Origin of the sequence: Shewanella sp. AC91-MNA-CIBAN-0169 (genome assembly GCF_040310165.1) — a bacterium.
GTDB lineage: Bacteria > Pseudomonadota > Gammaproteobacteria > Enterobacterales > Shewanellaceae > Shewanella.
Window position 1 is genome coordinate 57514 of the sequence record NZ_JBEOPM010000020.1, and the last position, 26307, is coordinate 83820.

Here is a 26307-nt window from a genome sequence, read left to right on the forward strand (position 1 = left end):
TTTAGAACTTATAAGAGGCTGTAGTATGGAAGAAGCGACCTACGTTGTCATAAGCTGAGCTTGTAGTATCAGTACCTGTATAACCGTATGGTAGTTCACGGTTAAACACGTTATCGATACCAAACTTCAAACGAATACCTGAATCGAAGTTGTATGCAACTGCCATGTCGTTGATAAAGTAATCGTCAAATTCCATGTTGCTATTAGGATTCGCGTTTAAGGCTAATTCCTTATCAGTATAAAGGCTTACACCCTCAACATAGCGCGTTCTCCAGCTAACATCCCAGCTATCGATTGAGTAACTTAGGCTCCAGTTTGCTTGCCATTCAGCATAGCCTGCCGTGCCTGCAAGTTCTTCAAACGTATCTGGTTCATCCTGGAATGAAAAGTCTTTACGTTTTAATAGACGAGTCGCAATAAGGTTAGTGCGTACATCACCACTAAAGGCTTCAAAGTTATAACCAATATCAAAGTCGATACCAGCAGCTTCAAGAGATGCAATGTTTAACGAGAACTGTCTAATTTGAGTAATTTCGTGGCTAGTTGAATCACGAGTAATCAAACTACAGTATTCGTTATTCACACCAGATGGAGAATCAACACAACGGTCGATAATATCTTGAGCACCAACAGCACTGATTGCATTCTCGATCTCGATATTCCAATAATCGGTAGTGATCGATAATCCATCAATAAAATCAGGTTGATAAACAATTCCTAACGTGAAACTTTTCGATTCTTCTGCTTTTAGCTCGCGATTACCACCACTTAATCCTTCAAGGGTTTTATCGTCGTAGTCAGCGTCAAAACCAGCAGGGATCCCTAGCGCCGCACAGTTAGCCTGGCGTTGAGTTGGATCAGCTAGATCATTTAAGTTTTTAGCACGACAAGAGTCATCTACAGAGAAGAATGTTTGGCTTGCAGCACCATAAAGCTCACTGATGTTAGGTGCACGAATAGCTTCTGAGTATGTAGTACGAACGCGGATCTGATCATCAACTTCCCAGCTTAAGCCCGTTTTCCATGTTGTTGCATTACCAATGGTGCTGTAATCAGCAAAACGTATTGCAAGATCTAAGTCTAGCTGACGTACCATTGGTAAATCGGCTAGCAAAGGAAGCGTGATTTCAGCAAAAATTTCGCTTACATCAAAATCGCCTTTATCTTCGCCCAATGCATTGAAGAAAGTACCTGCTGCATTTGAAGGTTCAAATATCTCACTTTCTTCTTTACGGTATTCAACACCAGTAGAGAAGCCTGCATAACCGGCAGGTAATTCAAATAAACTAGAGTTAGTTAGTGAGCCACCTAATACGGTTTGCTTAATAATCGATGTACCAGTTGAAGCGGTATTAATATAGTTAATAGCATCTTGACTTGGCGCGCCAAAACCAAAAATGTTGACTGGCACACAGCCTGCATCTCTAGCTGACTGATCACGACATACTGCAATCCCGTTTTCTAATACAGAATCAAGGGCGTTGGTGTAATTGTCATAGATTAAGTTATTTTTATTAACGCGCTCTAAATCAGTTTGACCATAAATAGCATAGGCATCGTAATCCCAATCTTGGAATACTATACCTTCAAGACCGATAACATAACGTTGAGTTTCGCGAGTATCATCTTCAATACGCGCACCCAAGTCCGTCATAAAACGACGAATATTAAGTGTATCTAATGGCGCTGAATTACCGTCGCTATCTTTGTTTGCTTTCATTAAAGCAACCAGCTCAGGATTGATAAAAGCATTATCAATTTTGATATCGTTGACCGGGTTACCAAAGAAAAATGCCGGTTGGCCTTCATCTGTTGATTGGCTGTTAACGTATTTAGCTTCAAAATAAACGTTATGATTATCGTTAAGCTGGTAGTTTGCTTTAAAGTTAATATTGTAACGTTCGAATTCTGGTTGTAATTCGACAAACTGGTTTAAGTTAGTGACATCACAATTTGCACAACGAATACCATCAACATTTTGACCGCTATAAACATCGCTTAATGAGCCATCAGGATTAAAGCTTTTCCAACCATCTAAATTGAAGGTACCGGCATTACTAATCGTGTAGTGACCGGCGTTAGGAGTCCATATTTTGTCTGGATCTGATGGTCATTGTTATCTTCAGTGCGGTTTTTATTTGCTAGGCTCGAAAAAGCAGTTGAAGTCTGATCGCGATCAAATGCTCTTAATTGCTCTTGAGCGCTGTATTCAACCGCAAAGGCAACATTACCATCACCTTGGGCAAAATCAGAACCATAAGATAATGAGAAACGGTCTTTATTGTGGCCACTATCGTCAGCCCAACCTTTGGTTGCTGATACATCTAAGCCATTAATATCTTTCTTTAAAATGAAGTTTACAACACCGGTTACTGCATCAGCACCGTAAATTGCAGATGCACCGCCGGTAATCACTTCTACTCTATCGATCCATACACTTGGAATGGTATTGACGTCGACTGAAGAAGTACCAGCAGAACTTGATACATGGCGTTTACCGTCCACTAACACGAGTGTTCTGGCGGTACCCATGCTTCTTAAATCGAGCAAGTTAAGACCCGAAGTACCAATAAAGCGGCCTGAGTTGGCAAGTGAGTAAGTGTTACCTAGTGCAGGTAATTGGTTTAGCGCTTCACCAATATTTGTTACACCAGTTGATAATAACTCGTCGCCAGTAATTACTGTAACCGGCGTTGGTGCAACAGCACCTTCACGAATAATACGTGAGCCTGTTACCGATATTCTTTCAACAGTTGATGCTGGATTAGCTTGATCTTCTGCTGCAAAGGTATTGAATGTGGTTGCTGCAGAAACAGCGACACCACTGATTAGCGCAAAGCGAATAGCTTTGGCTAAATGCGAATTAACTTGCATATTTTAACTCCCTAAAATGTTTTTTTATTATGGTGTAATCATTCAGATCATTTTTAATATAAAAATGAAACAAAGTTACACAGCTATCGATATAAGCACACCTAAATAAAAAAACAATATCAGGCCATCAGGTTGGTAATTAGCTGCGTATATACAATTAAACTCATTTTGATTAACGATTCGATATCATAAGCGCCAATAAGTTGTAATAATGTAAGTATCAAGATTACAGTGTTATTTTAAATGGCTTATGTTGTTAACAAATGGTTTTTAATTTATTGCTTTGTTGTATTACTTGTGGCTGTCGAAATTTAATTTGTTAAAAAAATGTTCATAAATTATTTTTAATTTTTATATGAAAAATTATAACCTAGCGTTTTTTTTAGGTAAATTACCGATTTAACATATTATAATTTTTTTTCATGAGTTTAATTAATGTGGTTTTTACGTAAAAAAATCTAGGTTTTGACCTTCGTTGATAATAGATTATTATTCATTATTTGAATATTAATGATTTTTAAGTGATTTTTTATGCGATTCGTTATTATGTTTAGCATGATGTCGATTGTCATAGATGATTGTCATAGATGAGTTTTTTATAAACAAAAAATACTAGTAAGAAACATTGCAGATACTTTATCAATAAGCGCTATTCATAAGTACTATCCATAAGCACCATTAATATTGAACACTATCCATCATTTGTAATGGCTAATAAAATCCTGATTCACTACCGTAGGTTTTTATAATCACAAAATAAATCAGCAAATAACATCGATGATAAAGCCTCATGTAGATAGAACGCTGCAACATAAATTATGGCTACTGCCGTTTTTTATTGGCAAATGTAGGCATATGATTATCTATCGTAATAGCGGAAACAGAGTAAATACCCATTATGATATCTTTCTCTTCATTAACGGTGAGCAGTATAGATAGACTTTGCACGGGTTACCGTTTTAGCTCAGTCAATAATAGTTAGGTCTAAGATTACAACGATGAACCTGCGACATTACTTTGGGGTAACTGCGGATTAAGTGTATAAAAGCTGACACGATACTGATTTAACAGACTCAACAGCCGCAAACATAATGGTTTACATTGCATCGCGAGATAACTACGAATAACCGTTACTGCACATCAGTGCTGACATCTACATTCACATCAATATCAGTATCAGTACCAATAAAAATACCAATACCAGTATCAGTGGTCAATCCATCAACTCTTCCATCAACTTTACCATCGGTATCATTCTATTTTTTCAGATGTTGGTATTACGAATTGTGAATCAATATTATTGATGGTTGCCATCATTATTATCAGATTTTATTCTGATTATTTCAAAGGTAGTCTTATGTTTCGACAAGAAGGCCGCCATGAATAGTAGAGTGATAATACATGTCTCACTGTTCCTACAATATTTATGCTGCAGCCAAAGAATAACCATTAGTTTATTTGGAATGTAGTTTATGACTGCTTTAACAACAAAAACTTCAACAGTGCCGATACAGAGTGCTTACACACAAGACGCTGCGAATAGTGCAGTTATCAACATGTGCCAGCAAGCTGAACAATACGGGCAATCTAAAGTCATTAAGTCGCACCTTGAGTCATTCGGTTTAGCTATTTTTGCCGGTGCTTTTATTGCGTTGGCTTTTGTTTTTTATATTACGGTAACGACTGGAACAATTGGTCCTTGGGGGCAAGTGCGCTTTATTGGTGGTTTAGCGTTTAGCTTAGGGTTAATTCTAGTGGTTATTTGTGGGGGAGAACTTTTTACCAGCACAGTCTTAAGCAGTGTTGCATGGGCTCAAAAACGGGTTACTACTAGAGATTTATTGATGTGTTGGACTCGGGTCTATGTTGGCAATTTCATTGGCGCTATGTTGATGTTGTTGTTGATTTTAGGGGCTAAAATGCACCTGCTCAATGATGGTCAATGGGGCTTGAATGCATTAAATATTGCGCAACACAAAATACATCATGATTGGAGCCAAGCATTTATTTTGGGCATATTATGTAATGTTTTGGTGTGCCTAGGTGTCTGGATGACGTTTTCCAGTAAAGACGTACTAACCAAAGCCTTCTTACTGATGCTACCCGTTGCCATGTTTGTCAGCAGTGGTTTTGAACACAGTATCGCTAACTTGTTTATGGTGCCGCTGGGGATCATGTTGCAGCAATTTGCATCGGTGGATTTCTTTAACGCTATTGGTGTACCCGCAAGCCAGTTTGCTGATATCACAATAATGCATTTTCTGTTTAATAATCTTATTCCTGTCACGTTAGGCAACATCGTCGGCGGTGCGTTATTTGTCGGTCTTGCTTATTTAATGATCGAACGATTAAAGCACTCTAATGCTAATCATACAGCGCCTATGGCGTTAGCCACGTTGGCATTAGCTGAATGTATTCCGGCGATTGACGCGCATATGTCAAACCAGGCTATTTCAAATCAGGCTATGTCAAATAAGTCTGCTTCTAACCAGCCTAATTCAGACAAGCCAATACCTAACGTACCAATATCAAGTCGACCAATGGTCAGTCAATCGACCACAGATTTTTCCAAATCACATTCAGTATTAACCCAAATCCACCATGAATCTAACCTTACACCTTCGCTAAAAACGAATGGGAGAACTGCTATGCCTAAATCAATTATTAATCTTACTGTCAGTGAATTAATGCAAGCGACACCTTTTACATTATCACCAGAACTCTCTGTTCATGAAGGACTGATGCAACTCACTGCTGCGCAAGAACGAGGAGCACCAGTTGTCGACAAACAAAATCGCTTATTAGGATTTGTATCTCAACAAGATTTATTAAGATGCTTATGGTCAGAAGAATATAACAAACACATTAACAGTCATGTTGCTGATTTAATGCAGACGCAAGTGATGACCGTATCTGGCAACGATAAAATTGCCGATCTTGTTGAGTTAATGGTTGTCGACAGAGAGAAGTTGTTTCCTGTTACCGCTAGCGGAATGTATACCGGTAGCCGCTTTATGAGTTATGAAGAACGTTTAAGACATGCTTCTGCGAATAAACCGAGTAGTTTTCCTGTTGTAAATGAGGGAATATTGCTTGGAGTTATTACTCGAGAACAGATAGCTACTAAAATTTGTTCGGTGATGGGATAGTCAATTCAATCGATAACGCCTTTCACAAGCCATCTAGTGGTTAAGTAAAGGCGTTATCAAATACCATTAAAGCGTTTTACTCATGCGTCTTGCTTCATTTAGGACGCAATCACGAAGCGGATTATCACCCGCATCATTGCGCCATACAAAAGACAATTGACGCTGTAGGTTAAGCTGTGGTGTATCAATAATAACCAGCTTACCTTCAGCAACATCTTGCTCTACGGTAATATGGGGCAGGCAGCTTAAGTAAGACCCATTTCTGACCAATGCCTTTAACAGCAGTACATGTTCGTATTCTTTCCACACATTGAGTTTTTCAAGCACACCGTGGATAGCTCCTTCAAAAATGCGTCTGGTACCAGCACCTTGCTCTCTAAGCACCCATTTTGCTTGTTCCAATTGCGCTAAACTAATTTTTTCAGCATTGGCATAAGGGTGGTGCGGCGCGGCAACTACCACAAGATGATCATCAATCCACTTTTCTTGATGTAAGCGGCTATCGTCGTTACGCCCCTCAATAATACCAAGGTCATAGTCGTAGTTAATTAATCCTTCAACAACGTGTTCGGTGTTTTCAACCTCAAGATCAATCCTTAATTCTGGAAAATCATTATCAATTTTGCTGATTAAGTTTGGCAATAAATATTCTGCTGCAGTTTGGCTCGAACATAACTTAAATTGACCACTAATTATGTGTTGTTCGTGTAAGCCAAATTGAATTTGTTGTGCATCTTGAAGTAATTGGCGTGCTTTGGGCCTTAACCAATTGCCCCAATGGCTTAGGGTTAGTCGGTTGCCTTGTCTAATAAACAGCGGACGGTCTAGTAAATTCTCTAGCTGAGAAAGTGACATACTCACAGCTGATTGGGTCATCGATAGCTTTCTGGCAGCTGCGCTAACACTTTCAAGACTGGCCACAGCATCAAAAACGGTAATTTGTTTAAGCGAGTATTTCATATCAGCGTAATAGCTCCGTTTTATGAATCATTTAAGTATCAATAAAATTGATGTTTACTAGTGTTTACTTCAATAAGTAAAACGGAAGGCTGTTGCATAGGCAAGCGACTTATATCAACTTTGCAACTGAGGTTTAGTTTTTAGTACAAATAAATAAATATTTATCGAAATTAGACAAGGAGTTAGCAATATATGCGATGAGCATGATGCTTTTTAGTTGAACAACGTTTAGGCTTTATTATGGAGATGAAACAAAAAACCAGCCGAAGCTGGTTTTTATAATAGACAAATGTAGAGTCTATTCAAGCAATCTATTACTGTACGTTTTCGCTATCGCTAAACTCACCAGCAAATAACGCCGTTGATAAATAACGTTCTGCGGCAGAAGGCAATATAACCACAATAGTTTTATCAGCAAACTCTGGTAATGCAGCAATACGATTTGCAGCCACAACCGCGGCACCAGAAGAAATACCGACTAAGATACCTTCTTCTTTCATTAAACGACGAGCCATTTCAATAGACTCTTCGTTGGTTACCGCTTCAACGCGGTCAATAATAGATAAATCTAGGTTGCCTGGGATGAAACCTGCGCCAATACCTTGGATTTTGTGTGGACCTGGCTGAATTGGCTGGCCTGCTAATGCTTGCGCAATAACCGGAGAATCAACTGGCTCAACAGCAACAGAGGTAATGGTTTTGCCTTGTGCTTTTAAATAACGGCTTACACCTGTTAAGGTTCCGCCAGTACCAACACCGGCCACAAATACATCAACTTCACCATCGGTATCATTCCAGATTTCTGGACCAGTGGTTTTTTCGTGTATTTCAGGGTTAGCAGGATTATCAAATTGGCCAAGCACTAGGTATTTTTCAGGCGCAGATTGGCGAATTTCTTCAGCCTTATCAATGGCACCTTTCATACCTTTAGCGCCTTCTGTGAGCACTAAGTTTGCACCTAATGCTTTCAGTAGCTTACGACGCTCTAAGCTCATGGTATTTGGCATAGTTAAGGTTAATTTATAACCACGTGCTGCAGCAACATAAGCAAGTGCAATACCGGTGTTACCTGATGTAGGTTCAATTAACTCGATATCTTTGGTGAGTATACCTTTCTTTTCAGCATCCCAAATCATGTTGGCGCCAATACGACACTTAACACTAAAGCTTGGGTTACGTGCTTCTATTTTTGCTAACACCTTACCGTTGCTAACGCGGTTTAAACGAACTAACGGTGTGTTGCCTAAAGTATATGAATTATCTTCGAAAATTTTGCTCATGGATTATTTGCTCCTATGGTTGCATCGTCTAATCATAATCTGCTCAGCAGGATTTAGAAGTGAAAGTTTGTTCTTCTTTATGCTTTTTAGTTATTAAGGGGTTTATTTTTATTCTAAAAACCCTATAGATGCTGCTATATTAGGCTTTTGGAGTCAATTGTCATCACTCAATGGTCTGACCATCAAACAAATTTAATTTAGTATGACGAGATTAAATCATAAAATACTAGAATAGCGTTAATCAGCAAAATGTTTCTCTGTCGTGCCACGCAATTGATCAGTAAGGTCGTCGATAAGCGATGTTAAAACCTTCAGTGATCCATATCGATGTATTTGGCGCTCAATGAACTTTCGCTAACTCATTCACTAAAAATGGTAGAGTAAAATGAATAAAGTTGTGATTTCAGGCAGTGGTTTATATACACCACCTTACAGTGTCTCTAACGACGAATTAGTTAATAGCTACAATAGTTATGTTGACCAGTTTAATCAACAGCATTCGGCCGAAATTGAGGCCGGGACCACGCTAGCGTTGGCATATTCGTCAAGTGAGTTTATCGAAAAAGCCTCTGGGATTAAAAGCCGTTATGTCATGGTAAAAGACGGTATTCTTGATACCAATATTATGATGCCATTAATTGCAGATAGACCTTCTGAATCTTTGTCTATGCAAGCCGAGATGGGTATTGAAGCTGCGAACCAAGCATTACAACAAGCAAACTTAACGGCTGAAGATATCGATTTGGTTATTGTGGCGTGTGCTTATACCCAACGAGCTTACCCAGCTATTGCCATTGAAATCCAACAAGCTATGGGCACCAAGGGCTTTGCCTATGACATGTTAGTGGCATGTTCATCGGCTACGTTTGCAATTGTGAATGCCGTTAACGCTATTCGTGGCGGCACAGCTAATAGAGTGTTGGTCATTAATCCTGAGTTAACCTCGCCGCAAATCAACTTTCGCGATCGCGATAGCCATTTTATTTTTGGAGATGTTGCTACTGCAGTCGTGGTTGAACGCGAAGAGTTATCTACATCAAAACTTGCCTTTAACGTGTTGTCTACGCGCTGTGTAACCGAATATTCTAGTAATATTCGCAGTAACTTTGGCTTTGTTAATCGCTGCGACCCTGAAAATGCAACCACGGCGGATAAGCTGTTTCATCAGCAAGGTCGTAAAGTGTTTAAAGAACTACTGCCGATGATTTACCAGCATTTGGACGCACAATTTACCGATGAACAAATAAAGCCTGAAGAATTTAAGCGCTTATGGCTTCATCAAGCCAATATAAACATGAATTTGTTTGTAGTGAAGAAGCTTCTTGGTGATAATGTTGAACCAACTCAAGCGCCTATTGTATTAGATGAGTATGCCAATACCGCTTCTGCGGGATCGGTTATTGCTTTTCATAAATTTAACCAAGATTTTAAAACAGGTGATTTAGGCTTGTTGTGCTCATTTGGTGCAGGCTACTCTATCGGTAGTATTGTACTTGAAAAGTGTTAGATAGCTCGAGTACGAGACAATAATAAAGGTGACCATATTGCGAGTGTTGATTGTAGAAGATAGCACCACGGTATCGAAAATATTAAAACACATGATTGTTCAGGATCTTGGATACCATGTGGATATCGCACCTGATATGTCGAGTGCATTGGTTTTTTTAGAAAAAAATCAATATTTTGTAGTGGTTGCAGATTTAAATTTACCCGATGCTTCTGACGGCGATATTGTCAAGTTAGTGGCATCGTATTCGACTCCTTGTATCGTGCTGACTAGTAATCTAGATGCTGCTCAACGTCGAGAAATCTTGAAACTCAGCATCGTTGATTATATCCCAAAAGATAAACGTCACAGCTATCAGTATGTGGTCAAGTTAATTGACAGACTTTATCGCAATCAAGACGTTAAAGTATTGGTTGCAGATGATTCGCTGGTGAGTCGTAAGTTTGTAAAAATGCTGCTTGAACAGCATTTGTTCAAAGTTATTGAAGCCAATGACGGTGAAGAAGCATTAGCCGTATTAGAGGCGCAGCCTGATATTCAGTTGCTTATTACTGATTACAACATGCCAAAGGTTGATGGTGTTGAACTTGTTTTGCGGGTACGTGAGCAGTTTAACCGTGAAGATATCGCTATCATTGGTTTGTCTAATGACAATGATGAAAGTTTGTCGGCAAAGTTTATTAAAAACGGCGCTAATGATTTTTTACAAAAACCGTTTGTGCATGAAGAGTTTCATTGTCGAGTGCTTAACACCCTTGATTCACTCGATATGATGCGTAATTTGTGGCGTAAAGCCAATCGTGATTATTTAACTAAAGCCTACACTCGGCGTTATTTTTTTGGTCAATACCAACAAAATGATTCGGAACAGAAACTGCTATCAGTGGCACTATTAGACATTGATTTTTTTAAAAAAATCAATGATACCTATGGCCATGATGTCGGCGATGAAGTGTTAATTGAATTTGTGCAACGCTTAGAAAACGCCTTTGGAGCTAACTTTACTGTAGCGCGTTTTGGTGGAGAAGAATTTGTTGTTGCTTTTAAAGGTTTAGATGCCATTAAAGCTAGCCTACTAGTGAATAAATTTCGGGAACAATGTGAAAGCAACCCGATAATGACCTCGGCAGGGGATTTGTCTGTTTCATTTAGTTGCGGCGTGTCTACCTTGAGTAATGAAACATTAGACCATGCACTGCAACGTGCCGATGAGTTGCTGTATAAAGCTAAAAATGCAGGTCGCAATAAAGTTGTTTCTCAGTAAGTTACTTCATCTGATGAGTTAGCTAATATAAGGCCGTTGATACTTGAGTATCAACGGCTTTTTTGCATCTATGGCTGTCCCGACAAGGTTAATTGTAAACCTATTGGTTATGCCTAAAGCAGCCAAGCGTAACTGAGTTTCATGAAATAGGTTTTTTCGTCTTGGGTTAACGAGTCGATGTCATCATTAGCAATAAATGCGTCTGAATAACCCAGATAAAACACGCTTTGGGGATTAAGTTTATAGCCATAGAGCAATTCATTACCCATATCTTGATACAGTGTATTTGGACGTTGGTAACGATATAAGTCAGGGTCGCGCTCTATGCGAGTATACACACTGCTTAAGCGGATAAAACTGTTTAGCGTCAGCTGCCAATTGAGGCGCATATCACTGAGATTAGCGGTAAATAAACGACCATCATCGACGTCTAATGTCTGGTAGCGGTGTGATATATCAAGCACTAATGATTCCGTTAATTTCCATTCGATACCCGGATTCAACATAGTGATAGTTGCAGGCCTGTCATTAGCGAAATCAATGTCATCGCCATAGTTCACATCTAGTTCTAATTTCAGCGATCCAATAGGAGTGAAGTTAGTGTAAAACCAACCTAAGGTTTCATTAAATTCACTAGTGTTATTCTCTATATCAATAATGCTCGGGTTGTGGCGTCTGCCCACTCGTTGTCGTTGCACTATCCCTGTGGCGATAAAACTTTGAAGTCCGCCGTCAAACTCGATATACATTTCTGTTTCTTGCTCGAGTCGTTCGTTGTTTTGATTATGAGTAATGTCCCAATCGCCGCCGAGGTTGATTTTGCTGAAGAAATGATTATCTGGATACCAAATGTAGCCACCGCCAGCGACAAATTTTGCGACATCAATTTTGTCGATAAAGCCAAGATCGGCACGGAAATCATCACCTGTAGATTCGTAGTGAGTACTGGCATACCAATTACGGCGTTCATGTTGATAACTAACCGCGTACATGTTGTCGTTAAAATTATCGTCTTTATGGGTGCGTAAAACGCGTTCGTTAATATTACAATCACCAAATTCGCATCGTTCAGATGGTTGTAAACAATCATCCGTATTGCAAAAGTTAGTGAATAAATCGTCCGGATAAGCTGTTTGTGAATGCGCATATTGTGCGGTAAAAGTATCTTGTTTCGTCGGTTGGTACTTTATATCAACACTGGCAACATAGTTATGATAATCATCCGCTTGTTTTAAGGTCACTAGGCCACCGATTGAAAACTCTCTGCTGGGGTCAAATCGATAACGAGCCGCCATGTTATGACTTTGCTGATCTAATATCGCCACATCAGAACTTAAATTGCCAGGGACTAAAAACTGGGTTTGAGTGTCATTGGCCGCCAATATTGCAACAGTATGGTTGTCGGTTTTGCTGGTCAATTTTAAACCATAATCTGGCGAGCTAATATTGCGGGTGTGTAGCAAATCTAATTGGGTATCAAAGTAATCTTTGTTATCTAAGAAAAAGGCGCGCTTTTCAGGAAAGAAGAGTGCAAATGTGTTGTTAACATCTAGCTGACCCGCATCGGCTTCCACTTGAGAGAAGTCTGGGTTAATGGTGGCGTTAAGTAAGGTAGTCGGTGTGATCCCCCAACGTAAATCTAATCCAACATCGACATTACTGTCATCGCTCCAAGGTTGGGCTTGTGTTACGTCTCGTTGCTGGCTTTGATTTGCCACAATAGAGGGCGTGAGTTGTAAGTCTTTACCCTGAGTTGCGCCGGCTAAACCCGATACGATACCTAATTGGCATAACTGACATGACACGTTACGGTCGATTTTATGAGTGGATAAGCGATGGGTTTCATTGCGAGGATAAAAGCGAATAAGCTCAATGCCCCAAGTTTGAATTGGATTACTGTCATCAAAATTAAACAGTCTTAAGGGGAGTTGTACCTCAACTTGGAAACCGTTTTTGGTCAGTTTACCTTTGCTATACCAAATCCCGTCCCACGCATCACTTTCTTGGCCTGTGAGTTCATTTTCTATGGAATCACTTTGGACGCCATAAGGGTTAATAAAAAATTGGTAGGCTAAACGAGCATTATTGAAGGTATCCAGTTTAATACCCACCATGTCATCGCCCCAGGATTTGTCTCGATCACGTAGATTTACCCTAATATTGTCCGGATTAGGATCGTGGGCAGTAAACGCAAAATATAGGCTGGTGTTCGACGCATAGACTTTAGCTGTGGTTGTCACTGGTGCAGCGGTATTCTCTCCAGGAGAGGTTTCATAACGCAGTATTACCTCGGTAGCATGTTGCCATGCAGGCTCGTTAAAGTCGCCATCAAGCTCAATATCTTCATTGATGGTCGGGATGTCGAGATGAAATTGCTGGCTCGACCCCGCAAACGCAGCAAAAGATAATAAACTGCTTAATATTACCAATGCTAACGTGAATATAACGTCACAGGTGCGGGTTAATCGGTTGATTGGGGTTAAGCTGCTAGTTGGCATTAAGTCGTTGATCACTTTTACTCTTTTTTATTTTTTATTTTTTATTATTTGTCTTATTGTCGCAAAAAAGTCCTTAAAACGTAGGTCCGACTTGTACTAAAATCATCACTAAATTGTTACTGAATGTTAAATTAGCTTGCGTGAATGTAATAAAAAAGCCCGATAGTCGCTATCGGGCTTGTCTTGAGGCGCTGTAATCTAAGCTGGTCTCTGTTGGAGCATCCATGCATCCATGCATCTAAGCATTAATTCTCTACAGATTAATCTGGGGCAATACTGCTATTTTTGTAGGCGTCACGATATTTATCGACCCACATAGCGGTTGCACCACAAATGGCTACCGGCATAACGATAAAGTTTACAATCGGTATCATTGAAAACACTGTCACGGTAGCACCGAAGCTAAAACTAGATCCTTTAGTATTTTTGAGGGCGAACTTCATATCATCAAAAGGCACTTTATGATTATCAAATGGATAGTCACAATATTGAATTGCCATCATCCACGCAGTGAATAAAAACCATAAAATGGGCGCTGCAGTTTGGCCGATAATCGGCAACCAAAATAACACTAAAAACAATAATGCTCGTGGTAAATAGTATTTTAGCTTAATCCATTCTCGACCAAAAATCCGCGGCAAATCTTTGATCATATCGACTGAACCGCCGGTGTTTAAGCTTTTTCCGGTGAGATGCTGCTCGACTTTTTCGGCCAACAAACCATTAAACGGCGCTGCAATCCAGTTCATTACGGAACTGAATAAAAATGACATTACCACTAGCATTGTTAGTACGGCTAATGGCCATAATAAAAAATTCAACCAGCTTAGATATTCTGGAAGTTGTCCATCCATCCAGGTAAATAATGCTGTTAATTGTCCTAGTGCAAAATACATCGCTGAGGCGAATAAGACTAAATTGATCATCAGCGGTATAAAGACAAATGAGCGCAAACCCGGTTGTTTAATTAATTGAAACCCTTGGATAAAATAATTCACACCACTTTTCTTGGCGATTATTGAATTGGTAACCATTGAGACTGCCTATTTTGTGACTTATATTGTTGATTTTGACGAGCCAAGCACAATAAAACAAGTGATAAACTGTGTCAAAAGGATAAAAATCGTTACAAAAAGCTGCTCAATTGCTAAAGTGAGCTGCTTTTTCCTTTTAATGCGTACCTGAACTGGCAACATGAGATTAAAACAAATAAAACTTGCTGGATTTAAGTCGTTTGTAGACCCAACTAAAATCCCATTTGATAACGCCTTATCAGCGATTATTGGCCCTAACGGCTGCGGTAAATCCAATGTGATCGATGCCGTGCGCTGGGTGCTGGGCGAAAGTTCAGCAAAGCATTTGCGCGGTGATTCGATGACCGACGTTATTTTTAACGGCTCATCGGCACGCAAACCCATTTCTGTTGCGGGTGTCGAACTGGTATTCGAGAACATTCAGGGAAGGCTCACTGGACAATATGCCAGTTATCAAGAAATCTCGGTAAAGCGACAAGTTAACCGCGACAGTGAATCAAGTTATTTCCTCAATGGTCAAAAATGTCGTCGAAAAGACATAACCGACTTATTCATGGGTACGGGTCTTGGGCCGCGTAGTTATGCCATTATCGAGCAAGGTACTATTTCACGCTTAATCGAATCTAAACCTCAAGAATTAAGAGTGTTTATTGAAGAAGCTGCAGGCATTTCGCGTTATAAAGAACGTCGCCGTGAAACCGAAAACCGTATTCGTCATACCCGTGAAAACCTCGAACGTTTAAACGATATTCGAGTTGAACTCGGTGCTCAATTAGACAAATTATCGCAACAAGCAAAAGCTGCTCTGCAGTACCGCGAATTAAAAAATAGCGAACGAGAGTTGCATAGCCAACTATTAGTGATGCGCTATCAGCAATTGTTGCAGCAAACAGACAGACTTGATGCCGAAACGGCCGAAGGTGAGCTTAAATCTGAAGCGTTAGCCAAAACCGCACAACAGGGCGACACCAGTGTTATTCAGCTGAAACAGCAATTGGCTGAGCTCAGTGATGCTGAACATAAGCTGGTAGAGCAATATTACCAAGCCGGTAATACCATGACCAAGCTTGAGCAACAGCTTGCTCATCAGCAACAGCAAGACTCTCAGTTACAGCAACAAATTCAAGTATTACAACAGCAAATCAAACAAGCTGACGATAATATTGTCAGCATGACCGATACTCATCAGCAATTAGTTGCGCAATTGGATACTCACCAACCCGCTTATGAACAGGCGAGTATTGTGCTTGAGCAAATCGATGAGCAAGTTTTTGCTATCGAAGAAGCGTGTGATGATCAGCAGCAACAAGTAACCCAATATGCTGAAACCTTAGCGACTCATAAAATGCAGTTGGCACTGAGCCAATCGACGCTGAGCCATCAACAGCAAAGTTTGGTTCAAAACGAACAGTACTTAGCTCAATTACAAACAGAGTTAGCTGTTTTAGCTCAGCAAAACAACCAACAGCAGTTGCAAAACAGCACGGCAGAATTAGCTAATGTTGAACAACAACTAAATGATAAACAGCTGCAGTACAGTCAACTTGAGCTTTCCTTACTTGAGCAGCAACAAGCCGTCACTGAATCGAGTGATGTTTATCAAACCCTTAAGCAAACTGTCACTCGTCATCATTCTCGATTGCAATTTATTGATGAGTTACTGGCCGATCATACTCAAGATGATGGCCAACAATTATGGCAAGTTATTGAGGTTGTGCCTGGCTGGGAGAAAGCGGTCGATAAAGTGTTACAAGGCTTAAGTCAATTACCTGTTCTAGGGTTGGGGCAAACATCTTCATTGAGCGTTTCTCCGCCTACAGTGGGTTTTGAGCCACAGCATCAAGTGACCTATCCGGCTTTAACAACCCCAGTTAATTTAACGCCATGGTTACAACATGTTGTGTGGGCGTCCAGTCTCAGTGAAGCAAAAGAGTTATTACCAACATTGCTTCCTGAGCAATATATTGCCACTCAAGAAGGTTACTTGATAGGCAATGGTTTTGTGCTCAATCATACTCAGGCAGGGCAATCCGCTATTGTACTGAGCCAAGAGCGAGCAAGCTTAAGCCAGCAATTAATAGAACTTGAGCAACAACAGCTATTGTCTCAACAATCTCTGACATCGTTAACTCAACGCGCCGCGACCACTCAGGTAGAGCTGAATCAATGCCAACAGGCTTGTCATCAGTTGCAAATAGAGCAGACAAAACTGCACTCTTTGGTGACGAGTTTAACTCAACAAGCCGTTGAGAAACGCGATAAGCAACAGCAATGCAGCCAATCAATCGCCAAGCTTGAACAGCAAATGGGTGATAAACAAATGCATGTCGATGCCCTTGAAGAACAAGTGCTAACGCAAGAAGATATATTGTTGCAAGCAATGAACCAACACGATGTTGCTCAACAAGCTTGGCAAACAAGCCAAGCTAAATTGCGTGAAACCAAAGTTATTCGCACCGATGCTGCAAATAGCGTTAAACAGCTGCAAGCACAAGTGCAACAACATGCTACCCAGCAAGCATTGAGTGAACAAAAATTAAAGCAACAACATGAAAAACAGACAGAATTAGTCAGTCAATTGACTCAGTTACAACAAATGTTGCTCGACAATCAGCAACAACAAGGTCAACATGATTTAAGTCAATTATCAACACAGCTGGCGCAAGCACTCGAGCAGCAACAAGCACTACAGCAGCAATTACAGCAAAATCGATCTCAACAAGCAGAGCTTCAAACCAGTTTAGACCGTTTAGTATTGATGCAAAAACAACAGCTTGTAGTGTTACAAGACTTGACTCAAAAGATAAGCACGTTAAAGTTACGTCGTGAGGGCTTAAAAGGGCAGGCGAATGGGCAGCTGCAATTGCTGCAAGAACAGCAAATTCAGCTACAACAGGTCATTGCCGACATACCTGAACATGCATCTGTTGATGTTTGGTCGCAACAGCTTGAAAAAGTAAAACAGAACATTATACGTTTAGGTGCTATCAACCTTGCAGCCATTGAAGAATTTGAATCGCAACGAGAACGAAAAGCTTATTTAGACAGTCAAGATGACGACCTAAATAAAGGATTAGCGATTTTAGAAGACGCAATCCGTAAGATAGATAAAGAAACCCGAAGCCGTTTTAAAGCCACATTCGAAACGGTAAACCATGATTTAGGGCTGCTATTTCCTAAAGTATTTGGTGGGGGAAGGGCTTATTTGGCATTAACCGGTGATGACCTGCTTGAAACGGGTGTTACCATCATGGCGCAACCGCCAGGTAAGAAGAATAGCACCATACATTTACTTAGTGGTGGAGAAAAAGCGTTAACCGCTTTATCATTAGTCTTTGCCATTTTTAGACTGAATCCAGCACCTTTTTGTATGCTAGATGAAGTAGATGCACCTTTGGATGACGCCAACGTCGAACGTTTTTGTCGGTTACTGAAAGAAATGTCACAAAGTGTGCAATTTATTTATATCAGTCATAATAAAATAACAATGGAAATGGCTGATCAACTTATTGGCGTTACTATGCATGAACCTGGCGTTTCAAGAATAGTCGCAGTGGACATTGAAGCCGCCGTCGCCATGGCAGACGCGGTATAAATTTGCAAGACAGGGAATCTAATGAAAGATCTACAACTGGTGTTGTTCGTATTAGGCGCGATCGCAATTATTGCGGTGTTAGTGCACGGTTTTTGGTCGATTCGCAAACAACAACCTAAATCTATGAAACAAAGTCCGATGGCAGGATTTTATAAAGACCAAGCTAAACGTCGAAACTCTGAAGGTTTTGATGCCGATGGCATTGGCAAAGTGCGTGTACGTAAACCCGGTGAGGTTGAAGATGTAGTCATTAAGCCTGTATTAAAGACCAATTTAAGTCAAAAACCACACTCAGGTGCAACTAAGCTCACCGATACGCCTTTACAAGACTCACTGCGTCAGCCTGGTCCGCACCAAACTGAGCCAGAACATATTCAACCTAAAGTAGTACAGCCTGCGCAACAAAGCTTATTTGTTGAAGACGATGTTAAACCTGCTCCTACGGCAAGTACGTCAATGAATACCCCTAAAAAGATATTCAATACTTCAACCAGTACAGCCAAATTAGAAAGTTACACAGGTAAACCTGTCGCCGCCAGACCAGAACCCACTAAGCCAACGGTACAAGCCGCGGTGCCAAAAGTGGATGTTAGCCCTGAAGTAGCGGTTAAAGCTGAAGTAGAGGTTAAATCTGAGGTTATTACCCCTAAAGCAGATGCTCCAGTAAATGAACCTGTAGAGCCGACCGATGTATTAGTACTGCACATTGTTGCTAAAGCAGGCGAGCAAATCAAAGGCGCAGAATTATTGCCAAGTTTGTTGTCGCTCAATTTCAAATTTGGTGATATGGATATTTTTCATCGCCACATCGACAATGCTGGTACTGGCAAAGTGCTATTTTCACTCGCTAACATGTTAAAGCCTGGGATATTTGACCCGGATAATATGGAACAATTTGTCACCCAAGGTGTGGTGTTGTTTATGACCTTACCTGGCTATGGCGATCCATTGATGAACTTCACCATTATGCTGAACTCGGCTTATCAAATTGCCGAGGATCTCGGTGCTGAATTATTGGATGGACAACGCCAACCTTGGTCAGATGCAACCAAAAAAGATTATTTACGACGACTCAATGCGGCGTAGGTTGATGTTTTTATTAAGGCCGCAGCAGCGGCCTTAATTGTTTTATACCTTTACACTTTATCAAGCAAATCACGGTTACAACCTGTATGACGGATGCCACAATGCACGCTATTCAAACTGAAATGGATCAACTTACTCACACCATTAACCAACATAATATTCGTTATTACGTTGATGATGCTCCGTCAATACCCGATGCTGAATACGACAGATTAATTAAGCGCTTAACCGAGTTAGAACGTGACTATCCGCAATTTAAATCGGTAGATTCACCGACACAACGCGTCGGTGGTATAGCATTACAAAAATTTGCTCAAATTACCCACCTTAAACCGATGTTAAGTCTCGACAATGCATTTGAACAAACTGATTTCGCTGCTTTTAATAAGCGTATAACGGATAAAGTCGATAGCGTTGATTATGTTTGCGAACCTAAACTCGACGGTTTGGCCGTGAGTATTACTTATCGTTTCGGCGTTCTTGAACGCGCCGCAACGCGAGGTGATGGTAGCGTTGGCGAAGATATTACTGCAAATGTACGCACTATTCGTTCAATTCCTCTTAAGTTACGCGGTGAAGGATTTCCAGATTTAGTTGAAGTCCGTGGCGAAGTGTTTATGCCTAAAGCGGCATTTGAGGCATTAAACCAGCGTCAAATCAGCAAAGGTGACAAAGTCTTTGTTAATCCTCGTAACGCTGCAGCCGGTAGTTTGCGCCAATTAGACAGTAAAATTACTGCTTCAAGGGCACTTGGGTTTTATGCTTATGCATTAGGTGTGGTCGAAGGCGAGTCACAACCGATGCAAACAAGCCATTATGGCCAACTGACACAGTTGCAACAATGGGGTATTCCCGTTAGTAGTGAAGTGAAAGTGACTGACTCATTAGAAAAAGTCTATGCATATTACGCTGATATTATGGCCAGACGCAGTGCGCTCGAATATGAAATCGACGGCGTCGTCATAAAGGTCAATGACATTGCTAAGCAGCAAACTCTTGGTTTTGTCGCTAAAGCCCCTCGATGGGCCATAGCCTATAAATTTCCAGCCCAGGAAGAAATGACCTTGTTAGAGTCGGTTGACTTTCAGGTTGGCCGAACGGGTGCTGTTACCCCTGTTGCCCGTCTCAAACCGATATTTGTCGGTGGCGTGACCGTGTCTAACGCGACCTTGCACAATGCTGATGAAATTGCCCGTCTTGGGGTGAAAATAGGCGACACAGTGATTATTCGCCGCGCAGGTGATGTTATCCCACAAATTGTTGCTATCGTGCCAGAACAGCGTCCCGATGATGCGCAAGATATTATCTTTCCGCAACATTGTCCGGTGTGTCAAAGCATTGTTGAGCGTTTAGAAGGTGAAGCTGTAGCGCGTTGTAGTGGTGGACTTTTTTGTGAAGCGCAACGTAAAGAGGCGATTAAGCATTTTGCATCCCGTAAAGCATTAAATATTGATGGCATGGGCGATAAAATCGTTGAGCAATTAATTGATAAAGAACTAGTCAAAACGCCAGCAGACTTGTTTTCCCTGACCGCTTCTAGCATCACGATGTTAGATCGCATGGCGATGAAGTCAGCCACAAATATTGTCGCGGCGATTAAACACGCTAAAGCCACTACATTGGCGCGTTTTTTATATAGTCTTGGGATACGCGAAGTCGGCGAAGCTACCGCCGCTAATTTAGCCCAACACTTTGCCGAATTTGAGCGTATTCGAACTGCTAGCGTTGAACAACTGCTCGAAGTCGCTGATGTTGGTGACATTGTAGCAAAACACATTCGACAATTTTTTGCACAGCCACATAACATTGAAGTAATAGAGCAATTGCTTGAAGCCGGCATTACTTGGCCTGTTATTGAACAAGCTGACGAATCGCAGCTTAGTCTTAAAGGGCAAACGTGGGTGTTAACTGGTACGCTAACTCAACTTAATCGTAACGATGCCAAAGCCCAATTACAGGCTTTGGGCGCCAAAGTGGCTGGCAGTGTCTCGAAAAATACTGATTGCCTTGTCGCTGGCGAGGCTGCTGGCTCTAAGTTAGCCAAAGCTGAAGAGTTGGGCGTTAAGGTGATAGATGAACAAGCTCTAATGGATTTATTAAATGCGGCTAACTAACATAAAAACTAGTATTGCTTTATTTATGCTGGTGCATGCCGATAAGAGTTTATTGTGAATTTTAGTAATATTACTTGGTTAGATGATCGTGGTCATATAAAACCGCCATTATTTTTGTATTTGATTTTGGTCTTTTTAGCCCGTGGTTGGTGTATTTTTATTGCATCCTTAACCCAGTTTAATGACCGTGCTGGTTTAGTAAGGTTATTTTATCCTGAAAAAAGTGATTTTGTATCGGCGCTAATTGCTGGTGTCGGGGCGATACTGATTTATGGACTTATTATTGCCGAGCGTAAACGCAGCTGGCCGATATTAATACCTTTGTTTAGACGTAGTGCTTGGTTTTTGTGGGGATTACTCATTATTGATGGACTATTTTTGTTCCAACGTATGATGCACGATGACTATTTGTTTAAAATTGGCTATTCGATTGATGCACTTTTTCTGTTTTGGTCAGTTATTTATGTCTTCAAATCAAAGCGGCTATATTACTATTTTACCGACTGGACCCCTGATGATAGTACTGTGCAAGTCGAAACCATATCTGATGATGAGATTAAGCCATATACGAAATAATGTACGACTTGGTATAAATGCACTATTATTTATTGGTTTCCAAAAACATTAAAATGTATGACTTTGATACACATAGCTCTATTTCAAAAATGTTAGCGTAGAAATGACATTATCATCTCGGCCATAACTTGGCTAATGTGAAAAAGGATCAGTACTTTGGCTAAAACAGAATTAACACAAATACCTGTTTCGCAAATGGTTATCGGGTTAACCGTTAAGCTGCCTTTGTCATGGACAAGCCATCCTTTTTTTCGCAGTAAAGTAAAGCTTGAACAACAAGTGCAAATCGAGATGATCAAAGGTCTCGATGTGTCATTTGTGTACGTGATTGATGGCCATGATTTGCTGCCTAAAGTTGATGAGCCCGTTGAAATTGAGCCACCAGAAGAGGTTGTTGAACAAGAAATTGATTATCGACCTTTGGCTAAAAAAAGTATGCGACTTAGCCAACAGCGCTTTGTAAAATCGGTTAACGATAGTCGAACCGTTTTTGGTAAAATAGTCAGTGATCCTGAAGGTGCTTATCGTGAAGCGGCCACCTTAGTTGAAGATTTAGTCGATCATTTGTATGAAAGTGAAACCCCTCATTTAACGCTCGTGGGCAGTGGCGAAACAGATGTTAGTGTTACTCAACATGGTATTTCAGTTGCGGTGATCTCTATGATGATTGCTCACACATTATCACTGTCTAAAAAAGAGGTTCGTGACATTGCATTAGGCAGCTTGTTTCATGACATAGGTAAGTTAAAAGTCCCAGAGGCAATCCGACGTAAAAAACGTGGTGAGTTAACTGACCATGAAATTAACTTTTTAAAAATGCACCCTAACTTTGGCCACGAGATGCTTAACCGCACCGGATTATTTCCTGAAGCCATGTTAGACATAGTGTTGCATCATCATGAGTTTATTGATGGTAGCGGTTTTCCTAATAATCTGACCGAAGCTAAAATTTTACCCACCACCCAAATAGTGTCATTAGCTAATGACTATGAAACCCTGTTACATCAATACCAAACGCCACAAGTTGCACTGGGTATTTTATTTAAAACTCACAGCAGTAAACACAGTGATAATTTAATTTCGGTTTTAGTTAAAATATTAGGTATTTATCCTCCAGGCACTATAGTGCGCTTAACCGACGAAAGCATCGCTAAGGTGATGATGACAACTGCCGATGTAAAACAGCCACATGTGTGGTCATGTAACCTCAGTGGGGGGGAACCTAGTTTTCGTTTTTTAATTAACGAAGATGTTCAAGTTCAAGAAGTGATGAAATTAGACGAATTATCTGAGGGTGCCATTAAAACATTGCAAGCCAATAGTCCAATTAGTTTTTACTTCAATAACTTCAATCATTAAAATTTAACGTCGTAATATCGAGAATACATGAATACAGTTACTATTATCGGATGTGGTTGGTTCGGTTTGCCGCTCGCGACACAATTAGTTAAGCAAGGTATTAAGGTAAAGGCTTCAAAACGTCACTCTGAGGATTTAGTCCAATTACAGCAAGCCGGTATTGATGCTTATCAGTTAGATTTGGCCAATGTGACTAACCAAGCAAAAAACTCGTCTTTATTCGATGCAGACGCTATCGTGATTAACATACCACCGGGACTTAGACGAGGCGAAACTGATTATCTTGGCTATTTAACTCAGTTAATAAACTTGATGGGTGAACGCCAATATCAAAAAATTATTTTCATCAGTACGACTGGGGTTTATCCTTCGCTAGATCAAACTGTAACCGAACAAGATGCTGCTGTTTTTAATGATACCAGTGGTACATTATTACAAGCAGAAGCGATGTTTTCAGCTATGAAAAATAGCTGTATTGTACGATTTTCAGGCTTGGTTGGACCTAAGCGACATCCCGGACGTTTTTTTGCCGGAAAAACGGATGTCAGTGGCGCCAATGTTGCGGTTAATCTGGTGCATTTAGATGACTGTGTTGCTGCTGTTAGCTTAATTCTTTCTCGCAACGATACTTTAGCTATTTATAATCTTGCTGCAAACGTTCATCCTACTCGTGGTGAGTTTTATGTTGCTGCCGCTGAACATCTTGGGTTAAGTGCGCCAGAATTTAATCAACAACAACAACCCAATAAAACTATCGATGGGCAGTTAATCTGTCATCAGTTAGGGTTTACATATGCGTTTAATAATCCATTCAAAATGCTTGATGCTTGCTAAACTGGCATAGGCTATAATAGCCAGAATATTTTGATTAAAAGGCGATTATTGTGACGACTCAAACTCAAGCGTTTGCATTACTTCAAGGTGATGAATTCGTAGAACTGTACAAAGTACTCAAAGTACTCGGTCTAGTGAACGGTGGTGGCGAAGCAAAGCATGTCATTACCGAAGGTCAAGTTACCGTCAACGGTGAAGTTGATACTCGTAAACGTAAAAAGTGTGTTGTTGGCGATGTCGTTTCGTTCAATGGCGCGACAATTGAAATTGTTCCTGCACAGTAAGGATTGATAAATGCAATTCCCAGAAGATGATAATGGCCAAATGTTGGCTGCAATGGCAGATGCCGGTATTGACCTTACTCAATCAATAGAAGTCGATTTCTTCTTGGTGTTTGACGATCAACGTGATGCCGAGTCAGCCTTAGAAGCATTAAGCCAAAAAGACATCCAAGGTGAGCTTGAGCTTAACTTTGATGAAGAAAGCACCAAGTGGGAAGTGATTGTTTGCCTGCAAATGGTACCTGAATACGCAACGCTTGTGGCTAAAGAAACTGAGTTAAATAACTTTGCCAAAGAGTTTGACGGTATTTCTGATGGTTGGGGCGTGATGCAAAACCAAGCCAGCGATAATGAATTTGCAGATGATGACCATGTTCACACTGAGCATTGTAAGCACTAACATTGCCAGCAACTAACATAGTCTTCACTATAGATTGAATTATTCAATTGAACAAAAGCCGTTAATGCCCAGCATTAACGGCTTTTTGATTATACAAAGCGACGTGGTTTAGTCTTCTTTTATCTCATTAATGACTTCTTTGGTTTCATGTCCAATAGCTTTAACGGTATCGCGCGTCCCGTGACCGATAGCTGTGGTCACTTTTTTTGTGGTGTGACCGATTTCTTTGCCAGTCTGTTTTAATTCAGCACAGGCGGACAAAGATAGAATAAAGCTAAACGATATCAGTATTACGATGATTTTTTTACACATTGTAGTAGCCTTATCAATAATCTAATATTAGATGTATCATCAGCTTAGCGTCGTTGCTATTTCAGCATAACGGGTTTGATGGTTAAAGGGTGTAATCATGGAGTTAAATGGCACATTGATTGGCCAAATTATTTTCGTTTTAACCCTAGTTGTGGTGTTCTTCACCTTAAGATTTGCCAAGGGGAAAACCACAAATTTACCCTTGGTGGGTTTTTACGCTCTTGTGTTAAATCTCATTTTTGCCCCTGCTGGGTGGATATATTGCTGGTACTGGTCAACCAAACCGTTTTTATCCAAATAAACCTAAACTTAAGAACATCACGAATAGCTAACTTGGGCACGAATAACTAACTAGGGATAATAAACTGTTCGTTCTATTTTAGGTTAACTAATTTATGGAATATTAACCTCGGTTAATGGTGATATCAGAGACATATCCATGTTCTGTCGCTATTAAGGCTTGCTTGAGCATGGTGGCGGCTTCTGTTGCCGTCATAAAGCTTGATGTATTAATGTCTTTGCCACTGGTTTGCCAAAAGTCCGTTGCCATTCCTCCTGGATATACCGCAATCAATTTCATCGGGCTGCCTTTCAATTCTAATCGTAACGATTCTACCAATCCCTTTATGGCCCATTTTACGGCACAGTAAGTCGACTCATTTGCTTTGCCAGCTTGCGCTGCGGTCGACATCACGACTACTACAGTAACGTTGTGATCACGATAGCGACTAATAAGTTCACGCAGCACTAGAATGCTTGAAGTGAGATTGTTGTGGATTAACTGATTAATCGCTTCAGGTGCTTGTTGTTCGATAGGGCCAAAATAACCACTGCCAGCACAATGAATAACCTTGCTTGGCGGCGCTGATAAACGCGAAAATAATGCACTGACATCTTCGGCCACACACAAGTCTGCTGTGTGAGTTTGTACGTTAGCTTGCTCTGGTTGAGTTAGGCCAGCCATTACACCTGCTAATTTTTGCTCACTGCGACCTGTCACCAATAACGGTTGATTTTCTGCAGCATACAGTTGTGTTAGTGCAGCACCTAAGCCGCTACTTGCGCCGGTAATAACAATCATAATAAAACCTTCAGCTCAATATTTACTAGGCCGACTACTATAACAATGCCTAAGTGAACAGCAAAGCGGTTGTAGTCCATTTCTCAAATCGATTTTCAAATCT

At 40.5% G+C, this 26307-nt stretch carries 17 protein-coding genes and 1 pseudogene; 11 read left to right on the plus strand and 7 right to left on the minus strand.

Going from position 1 to position 26307, the window contains the following annotated elements; all coding sequences use genetic code 11:
- Position 1: 1 nt before the first annotated feature.
- Positions 2-2874 (minus strand): annotated as a pseudogene (locus AAEY98_RS16355) (TonB-dependent receptor domain-containing protein).
- Positions 2875-4346: 1472 nt separating this feature from the next.
- On the opposite strand from AAEY98_RS16355, the gene focA reads away from it, so the two are divergent.
- Entirely contained in the window at positions 4347-6023 is a 1677-nt protein-coding gene (focA, locus tag AAEY98_RS16360) for a formate transporter FocA (RefSeq protein ID WP_351018203.1), read from the plus strand.
- 66 nt (positions 6024-6089) lie between these two features.
- On the opposite strand, the gene AAEY98_RS16365 is transcribed toward focA, so the two are convergent.
- Together AAEY98_RS16365 and cysK are read right to left on the minus strand one after the other, a co-directional pair.
- Positions 6090-6983 carry a LysR substrate-binding domain-containing protein gene (locus AAEY98_RS16365; protein ID WP_162022785.1) on the minus strand — a complete coding sequence of 298 codons (894 nt, stop codon included), beginning with the start codon at positions 6981-6983 and terminating at the stop codon, positions 6090-6092.
- Positions 6984-7297: 314 nt separating this feature from the next.
- Positions 7298-8263: a cysteine synthase A gene (cysK, locus tag AAEY98_RS16370; RefSeq protein WP_101088056.1), complete on the minus strand. Its 966-nt coding sequence runs from the start codon at positions 8261-8263 to the stop codon at positions 7298-7300.
- 385 nt (positions 8264-8648) lie between these two features.
- On the opposite strand from cysK, the gene AAEY98_RS16375 reads away from it, so the two are divergent.
- Together AAEY98_RS16375 and AAEY98_RS16380 are read left to right on the plus strand one after the other, a co-directional pair.
- Positions 8649-9770: a beta-ketoacyl-ACP synthase III gene (locus AAEY98_RS16375; RefSeq protein ID WP_335692280.1), complete on the plus strand. Its 1122-nt coding sequence runs from the start codon at positions 8649-8651 to the stop codon at positions 9768-9770.
- A 37-nt stretch (positions 9771-9807) separates the two neighbouring features.
- Positions 9808-11034 carry a response regulator gene (locus AAEY98_RS16380; protein WP_174839635.1) on the plus strand — a complete coding sequence of 409 codons (1227 nt, stop codon included), beginning with the start codon at positions 9808-9810 and terminating at the stop codon, positions 11032-11034.
- A gap of 113 nt (positions 11035-11147) precedes the next feature.
- Here the strand turns inward: AAEY98_RS16380 and AAEY98_RS16385 are convergent, their stop codons facing one another.
- Both AAEY98_RS16385 and cysZ read right to left on the minus strand, forming a co-directional pair.
- A complete protein-coding gene (locus AAEY98_RS16385) occupies positions 11148-13532 on the minus strand; it encodes a carbohydrate binding family 9 domain-containing protein (RefSeq protein WP_351018226.1) in 2385 nt (794 codons plus the stop codon).
- Positions 13533-13792: 260 nt separating this feature from the next.
- Complete coding sequence (gene cysZ, locus AAEY98_RS16390; RefSeq protein WP_101088060.1) at positions 13793-14566, minus strand: sulfate transporter CysZ; 774 nt, start codon at positions 14564-14566, stop codon at positions 13793-13795.
- Positions 14567-14726: 160 nt separating this feature from the next.
- Between cysZ and AAEY98_RS16395 the strand changes: the two genes are divergently transcribed.
- The 8 genes from AAEY98_RS16395 (at position 14727) to AAEY98_RS16430 (ending at position 24811) form a co-directional block, all read left to right on the plus strand.
- Positions 14727-18161 (plus strand): chromosome segregation protein SMC, encoded by a 3435-nt coding sequence (locus AAEY98_RS16395; RefSeq protein WP_351018206.1) that lies wholly within the window; start codon positions 14727-14729, stop codon positions 18159-18161.
- A gap of 21 nt (positions 18162-18182) precedes the next feature.
- On the plus strand, positions 18183-19247 hold the full coding sequence (gene zipA, locus AAEY98_RS16400; RefSeq protein WP_351018209.1) for a cell division protein ZipA: 1065 nt from the start codon (positions 18183-18185) through the stop codon (positions 19245-19247).
- Between the two features lie 101 nt (positions 19248-19348).
- Positions 19349-21361: an NAD-dependent DNA ligase LigA gene (gene ligA / locus AAEY98_RS16405; RefSeq protein ID WP_182744304.1), complete on the plus strand. Its 2013-nt coding sequence runs from the start codon at positions 19349-19351 to the stop codon at positions 21359-21361.
- Between the two features lie 54 nt (positions 21362-21415).
- Positions 21416-21937 (plus strand): DUF2919 domain-containing protein, encoded by a 522-nt coding sequence (locus AAEY98_RS16410; RefSeq protein WP_351018213.1) that lies wholly within the window; start codon positions 21416-21418, stop codon positions 21935-21937.
- Positions 21938-22093: 156 nt separating this feature from the next.
- Positions 22094-23296: a cyclic di-GMP phosphodiesterase gene (locus AAEY98_RS16415; protein ID WP_351018216.1), complete on the plus strand. Its 1203-nt coding sequence runs from the start codon at positions 22094-22096 to the stop codon at positions 23294-23296.
- A gap of 27 nt (positions 23297-23323) precedes the next feature.
- Positions 23324-24130, plus strand: a complete 807-nt coding sequence (locus AAEY98_RS16420) for an SDR family oxidoreductase (protein ID WP_101088072.1) — start codon at positions 23324-23326, stop codon at positions 24128-24130.
- Positions 24131-24180: 50 nt separating this feature from the next.
- The gene (locus tag AAEY98_RS16425) at positions 24181-24414 is read left to right on the plus strand and encodes an RNA-binding S4 domain-containing protein (protein ID WP_101088074.1); all 234 of its coding nucleotides are present in this window, start codon (positions 24181-24183) and stop codon (positions 24412-24414) included.
- 10 nt (positions 24415-24424) lie between these two features.
- A complete protein-coding gene (locus AAEY98_RS16430) occupies positions 24425-24811 on the plus strand; it encodes a ribonuclease E inhibitor RraB (RefSeq protein ID WP_101088076.1) in 387 nt (128 codons plus the stop codon).
- Positions 24812-24919: 108 nt separating this feature from the next.
- Here the strand turns inward: AAEY98_RS16430 and AAEY98_RS16435 are convergent, their stop codons facing one another.
- Positions 24920-25123 (minus strand): hypothetical protein, encoded by a 204-nt coding sequence (locus AAEY98_RS16435; protein WP_101088078.1) that lies wholly within the window; start codon positions 25121-25123, stop codon positions 24920-24922.
- Between the two features lie 403 nt (positions 25124-25526).
- Complete coding sequence (locus AAEY98_RS16440) at positions 25527-26204, minus strand: SDR family NAD(P)-dependent oxidoreductase (protein ID WP_101088082.1); 678 nt, start codon at positions 26202-26204, stop codon at positions 25527-25529.
- Positions 26205-26307: the final 103 nt, after the last annotated feature.